Genomic DNA, 7062 nt, shown 5'->3' on the forward strand with positions numbered 1-7062 from the left:
AGGTATGGAAGTAATTAATGCTATCGGACGTAGAAAAGCAGCAGTTGCTCGTGTATACGTTAGCGAAGGTAAGGGTCAGATTACCATCAATAAAAAAGAGCTTAAAGAGTACTTTACTACCGGAACTCTACAATACATCGTTACTCAGCCATTAAACCTTCTTGAGGTTGCTGACAAGTATGACATCAAAGTAAACCTTGATGGTGGTGGTGTAAAAGGTCAAGCAGAAGCACTTCGTTTGGCTATCGCTAGAGCTCTAGTAAAAATTGATGCAGAATCAAAATCTGCTCTTAGAACTGCAGGTTTCATGACACGTGACCCTCGTGAGGTTGAGCGTAAGAAGCCAGGTCAGCCTAAAGCACGTAAAAGATTTCAATTTAGTAAACGTTAATGTTTTTGTGGCAGGTTTAGTATCTAAATTGTTAAGACTTCGTTTTTCGAACTACTTGACAATTGCCATAAAATGAATGTAAACGATTAAAAAAACAAAAAAATGTCAAATACTACATTTGAAGAATTGTTAGAAGCCGGATGTCACTTCGGTCACTTAACAAGAAAATGGAATCCAAAAATGGCTCCTTACATTTTCATGGAGCGTAACGGAATCCACATTATTGACCTACACAAAACAGCGGTTAAAGTTGACGATGCTGCTGCAGCATTAAGACAAATTGCTAAATCAGGAAGAAAAATTCTTTTTGTTGCAACGAAAAAGCAAGCTAAAGCTATCGTTTCAGAAAAAGTAAGTGCTGTAAACATGCCATATGTAACTGAGCGTTGGCCAGGTGGTATGTTAACTAACTTCCCTACTATCAGAAAGGCAGTTAAGAAAATGACTTCTATTGATAAAATGGAGTCTGATGGAACTTTAAACCACCTTTCTAAAAGAGAAAGACTACAGGTATCTCGCCAGAGAGCTAAGTTAGAGAAAAACTTAGGTTCTATTGCTGATCTGACCAGATTACCAGCGGCATTATTTGTAGTTGATGTAATGAAAGAATACATCGCAGTTAAAGAAGCTAACCGTTTGGGTATTCCTGTATTTGCTATGGTAGATACTAACTCAAGCCCGGAAGGTGTTGATTTCGTAATTCCAGCGAATGACGATGCTTCTAACTCAATTTCTATTATCCTTGATAAAGTTACCGGAGCTATTAAAGACGGTTTAGCTGAAAGAAAAGTAGAGAAAGAAAAAGAATCTGCAGATAAGAAATCAGCTAAAGCTAAAAAAGCGACTAAAGCAGAAGCTCCAGCTGCACCAGAAGCCCCAGCTACTGAAGCAGGAAAGAATGATAAGGAGTAATTTATTCACACAAAAAAATTCGATATATCATGTCTATTAAAGCAGCAGACGTAGCCAAATTGCGTAAAGCAACTGGCGCAGGAATGATGGATTGTAAAAAAGCTCTTACTGAAGCAGAAGGAGATTTTGACGCAGCAGTAGAAATCATTCGTAAAAAAGGTATGGCAATTGCTAACAAACGTGCCGACAGAGAAGCAACTGAAGGTGTTGTATTAGCAAAAGTTTCAGAAGACAAGAAAACAGGTGCTTTGATTACTTTGAACTGCGAAACTGATTTCGTAGCAAAGAATGAAAACTTTGTAGCTTTCGCTACTCAGATCCTTGATCTTGCTTTAGCAAACAAGCCAGCTGATTTGGAAGCTTTGAAAGCTTTGGAAATGGATGGTAGAACAGTTGAAGCGCACGTTACTGAGCAAACTGGTGTTATCGGCGAAAAAATCGATTTGAGTACATACGAAACAATCGAAGCTGAAGCAGCAGTTGCATATATCCACGCAGGTAACAAATTGGCGACTTTGATTGGATTCAACAAAGAAGTTGAAGAACAAATGGGTAAAGACGTTGCTATGCAAGCAGCAGCTATGGCTCCTATTGCTATTAACGAAGAGGAAGTTCCTGCTGACGTTGTAGCTAAAGAGTTGGAGATTGGTAAAGAAAAAGCTCGTCTTGAAGGTAAGCCAGAGCAGATCCTTGACAAAATTGCTCAAGGTCGTTTAGGTAAATTCTTCAAAGAGGTTACTTTATTGAACCAAGACTTCGTAAAAGATGGTAAGAAATCAGTGAAGCAATATCTTGCAGATGCTGACAAAGACCTTACTGTTACTGCAATGAAGCGTTTTACTTTGAATGCTTAATACAATTATTATTACATATAAAAAGAGTTCCTTTTCGGAACTCTTTTTTTGTATCCAATTCATCTTAATTTCACTGTAATTACTTCAAAACAAGGCCAAATTACACTTGTTGGATACTGTATAAATCAGAAAAGCAACAAACTATCAGTCACAAGCTGCAAGTTTTTTCCTAACTTGCCTCTTAAGATCCTGATCAAGGAATTGTTTTTAAAGAAATTATTGTGAACCAAGGTGTTCAAAAATTCTTACATAAGAAAAGCTTGAAGCTGATAGCTTGAAGCCTGTAGCTAAAAAAATCAATAACCAAAGCTTGAGCCTCGAAGCTTGAAGCTTGCAGCTGAATAAAACATGGCTAAATACAAAAGAGTACTTTTAAAATTAAGTGGCGAATCATTAATGGGTGAACAACAATATGGTATCGATTCGCAACGTTTGAACGATTATGCAGAACAAATTAAGGAAATCACCGAACTTGGCGTTCAAGTTGGAATTGTTATTGGCGGTGGAAATATTTTCCGTGGTTTAAGCGGAGCAGCCAAAGGTTTCGATCGTGTTAAAGGAGACCAAATGGGAATGATGGCAACCGTTATTAATAGTTTAGCCCTAAACTCTGCCCTGGATGCAATCGGATGCAAATCAAGAGTACTTACAGCCATTAGAATGGAGCCAATTGGTGAGTTTTATTCGAAGCAAAAAGCCGTTGATTACCTAAACGATGGCTATGTTACCATTTTCTCTGCAGGAACAGGTAACCCTTACTTTACCACCGATACCGGATCTTCATTAAGAGGTATCGAAATTGAAGCTGATGCAATGCTAAAAGGTACTCGTGTTGACGGTATTTACACAGCAGATCCTGAAAAAGATCCTTCGGCAACTAAATTTGAAAATATTACTTTCGACGAAATTTACAATCGCAATCTTCGTATTATGGATCTTACAGCTACAACCATGTGCAAAGAAAACGATTTGAACATTGTAGTGTTCGATATGGACACCAAAGGAAACCTGAAAAAAGTGATTGAAGGAGAGAACATTGGAACGGTAGTGCACAACTAAAAGTTGTTGGCTATTAGCCTTTAGCTGTTAGCTTTAAGAAAAAATGTTATCTTTATTAGTGATATTTGAAGGAGGACTTTTGAGATTGCTCCATTACATAAGCATTCTCAATACTAGAAAGACAAGAAGCTAAAGGCCAATAGCCAACAGCTAAAAGCTAAATTTTATTATTTTTGTAAACACATACATTGATCAATAATTACAATTAAAATCTTTCTCCTATGACCGAAGAAGTTCAAATGTATCTGGATGATGCAAAGGAAAAGATGGAATCTGCAGTAGACCATCTTGAAAAAGAATTACTTAAAATTCGTGCTGGAAAAGCAAGCCCTAGCATGTTAAATGGTGTTATGGTTGATTACTATGGAAGCATGACTCCTTTAGCTCAGGTTGCTAATGTGAGTGTTCCTGATCCTAGAACAATTGCTGTTCAACCTTGGGAAAAAACTATGATTTCTCCTATCGAAAAAGCAATTATGAATGCAAACTTAGGTTTCAACCCTGATAACAACGGTGAAATTATCCGTATTAATATTCCTGCTTTAACCGAGGAGCGTCGTGGCGACCTGGTAAAACAATCGAAAGCAGAGTGTGAAAATGCTAAAGTTAGTATTCGTAACGCTCGCCGCGATACCAACGTAGAGTTGAAAAAATTGATTAAAGAAGGATTATCAGAAGATCTTGAAAAAGATGCCGAAGCAGAAGTGCAAAACATGACCGATAGCTACGGTAAAAAAATTGACGCTATGCTTGCAGAAAAAGAGAAAGATATAATGACCATATAATAGAAAGAAAGCTGCCTGATGGCAGCTTTTTTTTTGCTTTTAATTCTTCCCAAAAGAAAACCTTACTCGGGCCACAAAAGCCCTTGGTCGTAGATTAAATTCACTATAAACCGAGCTTAAATCCGAATTAAAGCTGGAATATACATTCTTACTATTAAAGATGTTTCTACACTCCAATAAGTAAGAAAAACGGCTTCCTTTGGGCGTAAAAGAATAAATTAGGTCTGTAAATAATGATTCCTGTGTTTTATTTTCTGATTGACTAAAAATGGTATACTCCGGTCGAAGTTCAAGCCATTGTTTAGAATTAAAATAGTAGCAAATGCGAGCATTATGCACTTGTTCTGTTGATTTGGTGCTATTTCCATTACTCTCCTGCCTAGCCCATAATATAGAATAGCCATAATCCAAGGCTAAGAAATTCCACTTGTCAAAATTCAGCTTAAAATGATTCTTGTAGCTATTCAACTTAAATTCTTTAAGATCGCCATTTAATAGGTAATCCGATTTTTGATTGGTAAAATCAGATTTCAAAGCCAAATTTAAATGTAGATTGGAAAGGTAAAGCGAAACATCACCTGTAAGTTGGTTAATGTCAACCTCATTATCCTTTTCAATTAAGCTATATTGAAATACGCCTGGCGATAAAATAGATTTATCGAGTATGAAGTCCTTTTCTTTTATTCGCTTATTGTAACCAAACCGCATAAACAAGCCATTAATCGCATCTCTATATCCAATATTAAGCCTAAACGATCTACTTTTACTTTCATCGATTTGAGCTACTCTACTGCGCATACTTCTATGATCGTATACAATATTGCCTTGCAGCATAGAATTGGGATTTCCCATCGATTTTACTTCACTTAGCGTAAGCCTTGCATCAAAAGCGGAGTTCCATTCATACTTTAAAAAAAATCGAGGGTTAAATAGTAATTTATCCTGTCGGATTTTTGAGGAATATTTGTGATCATCATACTTGAAAAAATAGTAATTCAAAGGCAAATCAAAAGATAGTTTTAAATCGCTGGTTTCGTACTTTAAACAAGGATTAAACACATAATCCTTTTTATTCCAAGTGATATCATTAGATAAACCATCGAAGTCTAAAATCCCCTCTGATGAATACATAGAAGACTCTAATTCCTGGCTTTCGTAATTAAATCCTACTAAGGATTCTAAAATAAATGCATGCCATTTTTTTGTAAATTTAAAATGGTTTTTACTCACAAAACTTCTATTCTTCAAGTTTTGTTTGTTTACGGATATGTCTTCTCCATACTCTAAAATGTTATTAAAAACATTTGGCGTAAAAGTCAAATCTTCGTCGCTTTCGTTTAAATCTACCGATGAATAAAAACTAGCAAACCCCTTAAAAAAAGGCAGTGTACAATCTAAAATATTATACAAGCTACGGTGAGGAGTTCGTGCATTTATTTGTTGAGTTGTACCTTCCTGAATAATTGCTTTGGATTTGTCCCAAAACTGAATGTAACCTATTTTATTATTAAAGTAAACCGATGAAAGATTCTTCCTTAAATTTAAATCGGTAAAAAAGGAACGGTTCTTAAAACGATTTTCATAACGCTCATTTGTTTTATACAAACCCTCATCCAAATAGTAAGACGTTTCACTATTCTTTAGCTCATCGATATTATCCGATAGGTAAGCGGAATTAATTTTCAACTCCGTTTTATCATTTAATTTACGAAGCCCATTAATGCTTACCAAGTTGGCATCATTGTCTAAGTATCGGCTTTTCTTAATCTTAGGATAATGAAGCGACGGCAAGCCTAAAAAGCTAAAATGCATTTTCTCTTCACCTTCCAGTTTGCCATTTTTATACCTTAAAACAGATATCTGATCGGATAAATCGGAACCAATATTGTTAGATTGATAGGAACCAATAAACTGATATTTTTTGGTAAACATCATTGGGGTAAGATTTACATACCTTCCCCAAGGCTCGTAGGCAGCACCAAGTTCACCACGCCCTGTAAAAGCAACTGATTTTTTTAGTTTAATATTTAGCGAGGTTTGATCAGAGGCAATTCTATTCTCAAATATTTTTTTACTTTGATGATTGTGCATTACATCCACCGAAGCCACCGCCTTATGAGGTAGATTTTTATTGGCCAAAGCATACCTTTCCTCTAGCAAGTCTGATCCCTCTATATAATACTTTTCTATTTCACGTCCATGATACAACACCTTACCATTATCCATTAACTCAAACCCAGGCATTCGATTAATCACTTCAGCTATCGAAAAATCTCTTTTTTGAGCAAAAGCAGCAGTTATATAGGTGACCGTATCGCCTTTACCAATAATTGGTGTCGACTTTACCTCCACCTCCTTTAGCATTTTAATACTTTCCTTTAGGCAAATATTGTATTCATGCTTTGCACCACTTAAAATAATACAGGTATCGCGACACATTAAAGAACGCAAGCGAAGTGCCTTGCCTTCAATATCACCATCGTAGTTTAATTGGTAAAACCCTTCAGCATTGCTTATTGAATAAGCCAGGAACTTTTTGGTATTTGCATCGGCATGCAAGCTAACTACAATTCCCTCTACCGATTCTTGATTATCGATTAATAAATAACCTTGAATGGTGTTTTGAGAAAAAAGGAAAAGTGCGCTGAAATTAAATAGAAAAGTTAAAAGTACTTTCTGCATCCTAATACTTCTCAATATAATTGTTCCATGAGCGTATGTTTCTTAAGGTTTTTGCCTCTCCGTCCGAATTCGAATATTGGATGTTAGCATTTCCATTATACCTTCTATACATATCAGCAATGTAGGCTTTCATAGCTTTGGCAAACTTAGGGGCTGTTGCATCTTTCGTTTGTTTTTCATGGGCATATATCATGTCTTCATACCTTTTACAATTTTTCATTTTATACAGCTGAAAAACATGCTCTTTATTTACATCCGCAATGCGAACAATTAAACCCGGTAACCCCTTAAACTTATATGGTCCATCACTAATTGGAATTTCAATAGTATACCAGGCCTGATAGTTCCTTCCTGCAAAATTACAAGTTGCCATTTTGCA

At 36.0% G+C, this 7062-nt stretch carries 7 protein-coding genes; 5 read left to right on the forward strand and 2 right to left on the reverse strand.

All coding sequences use genetic code 11. The features are described 5' to 3' along the window. Positions 1 to 4: 4 nt before the first annotated feature. The 5 genes from rpsI to frr all read left to right on the forward strand — a co-directional run bounded on the left by rpsI (position 5) and on the right by frr (position 4001). Positions 5 to 391, forward strand: a complete 387-nt coding sequence (gene rpsI / locus NQ163_RS16480; RefSeq protein ID WP_054715526.1) for a 30S ribosomal protein S9 — start codon at positions 5 to 7, stop codon at positions 389 to 391. A 102-nt stretch (positions 392 to 493) separates the two neighbouring features. Then, entirely contained in the window at positions 494 to 1303 is an 810-nt protein-coding gene (gene rpsB, locus NQ163_RS16485) for a 30S ribosomal protein S2 (protein WP_110363654.1), read from the forward strand. A gap of 29 nt (positions 1304 to 1332) precedes the next feature. After that, positions 1333 to 2157 carry a translation elongation factor Ts gene (tsf, locus tag NQ163_RS16490; protein ID WP_120238211.1) on the forward strand — a complete coding sequence of 275 codons (825 nt, stop codon included), beginning with the start codon at positions 1333 to 1335 and terminating at the stop codon, positions 2155 to 2157. Positions 2158 to 2505: 348 nt separating this feature from the next. Continuing rightward, positions 2506 to 3216 carry a UMP kinase gene (gene pyrH, locus NQ163_RS16495; RefSeq protein WP_054715517.1) on the forward strand — a complete coding sequence of 237 codons (711 nt, stop codon included), beginning with the start codon at positions 2506 to 2508 and terminating at the stop codon, positions 3214 to 3216. 221 nt (positions 3217 to 3437) lie between these two features. Then, positions 3438 to 4001 carry a ribosome recycling factor gene (gene frr / locus NQ163_RS16500; RefSeq protein ID WP_268191432.1) on the forward strand — a complete coding sequence of 188 codons (564 nt, stop codon included), beginning with the start codon at positions 3438 to 3440 and terminating at the stop codon, positions 3999 to 4001. 39 nt (positions 4002 to 4040) lie between these two features. Here the strand turns inward: frr and NQ163_RS16505 are convergent, their stop codons facing one another. Beyond that, positions 4041 to 6683 carry a hypothetical protein gene (locus NQ163_RS16505; RefSeq protein ID WP_268191433.1) on the reverse strand — a complete coding sequence of 881 codons (2643 nt, stop codon included), beginning with the start codon at positions 6681 to 6683 and terminating at the stop codon, positions 4041 to 4043. Position 6684: 1 nt separating this feature from the next. After that, a partial coding sequence (locus NQ163_RS16510) for a GLPGLI family protein (protein ID WP_268191434.1) occupies positions 6685 to 7062 on the reverse strand: 378 nt, incomplete at its 5' end.

The organism is Marinifilum sp. D737 (assembly GCF_026672275.1).
In the GTDB taxonomy this organism is placed as follows: domain Bacteria; phylum Bacteroidota; class Bacteroidia; order Bacteroidales; family Marinifilaceae; genus Marinifilum.

Bases quoted from the DNA above. Each gene is read 5' to 3' on its own strand.
- rpsI (WP_054715526.1), top strand. From the start codon at position 5: ATGGAAGTAATTAATGCTATCGGACGTAGAAAAGCAGCAGTTGCTCGT.
- rpsB (WP_110363654.1), top strand. From the start codon at position 494: ATGTCAAATACTACATTTGAAGAATTGTTAGAAGCCGGATGTCACTTC.
- tsf (WP_120238211.1), top strand. From the start codon at position 1,333: ATGTCTATTAAAGCAGCAGACGTAGCCAAATTGCGTAAAGCAACTGGC.
- pyrH (WP_054715517.1), top strand. From the start codon at position 2,506: ATGGCTAAATACAAAAGAGTACTTTTAAAATTAAGTGGCGAATCATTA.
- frr (WP_268191432.1), top strand. From the start codon at position 3,438: ATGACCGAAGAAGTTCAAATGTATCTGGATGATGCAAAGGAAAAGATG.
- NQ163_RS16505 (WP_268191433.1), bottom strand. From the start codon at position 6,683: ATGCAGAAAGTACTTTTAACTTTTCTATTTAATTTCAGCGCACTTTTC.